An 844-nucleotide genomic window follows, 5' to 3' on the forward strand; every position below is an offset into this window, starting at 1 on the left:
AGTTGGGATTATTTTTCGACAAGCTCGTTGAGTTAAAGCTCTTTTCATTAATAGGGAATGCAGTCGTTGTTGAAATTGATAAATAGCATCTACTGCTGGGTTTTGCTTTAAAAAAGCATCTCTTTTTGCCTTCTTTTCTGCAGTGAGGTTATCCGGTCTTGTTCTTAATAAAGCCAAGATGCCTCTATTGTTTTTTATGTCGTTGGAAAGCTCTCTGCACGTCATCATACACTGATGCTGTATTAAGCGAATTACATGGAATCTATCGGCTACGATCATCGCGTTAGGAAAGTATTTCTTTACAATAGAACGATAGGTGCTGCTTAAGTCCATACAAATAACTTTGACACGTTCCTTTCCCTGCAACTGCTGTAGATAGTCTTTCAAGCCCCCTTCGCTTCTTCCCTTCACCACATCGAATATTTTATGCGTTCTTAGGTCACAAAAGGTGGTCGCAAATCCTTCTTTCTTACTGAAAAAATGCTCATCAATACCCAGCACTACCGGACAAGGTTTATTGCTTAATTCTCGATGCTGCTCCTCATAATGGCGCTGATACCAACGTTCTATGGTCGCTTTACCTTTCTTATAGCGCATTGATAAATCTTTTTGAGAAACCCCTCGGCTATGCTCATGAAACACTGCAGCCTGAGCCCGCCACGTAGTGCGTTGATGTTTATTAATACCTGGAAATTGTTGGTTACCATAACGGCAACAATCGTGACAATACAGCTTATAGGCTTTAAACCTTAATATACTGCGACGATGCCCTATTAACTCATGATGCACCATCCTTATATGCGATGATTTCTTGCGTACTCTCTTACTTTGGCAATGACCACAA

At 40.5% G+C, this 844-nt stretch carries 1 protein-coding gene; it reads right to left on the reverse strand.

Going from position 1 to position 844, the window contains the following annotated elements; translation table 11 throughout:
• Positions 1 to 844: ISL3 family transposase (locus tag ACD661_RS16915; protein WP_400189007.1), on the reverse strand; the 844-nt coding region annotated here is incomplete at both ends.

Origin of the sequence: Legionella lytica (genome assembly GCF_044626755.1) — a bacterium.
Taxonomy (GTDB): Bacteria; Pseudomonadota; Gammaproteobacteria; order Legionellales; family Legionellaceae; genus Legionella; species Legionella lytica_A.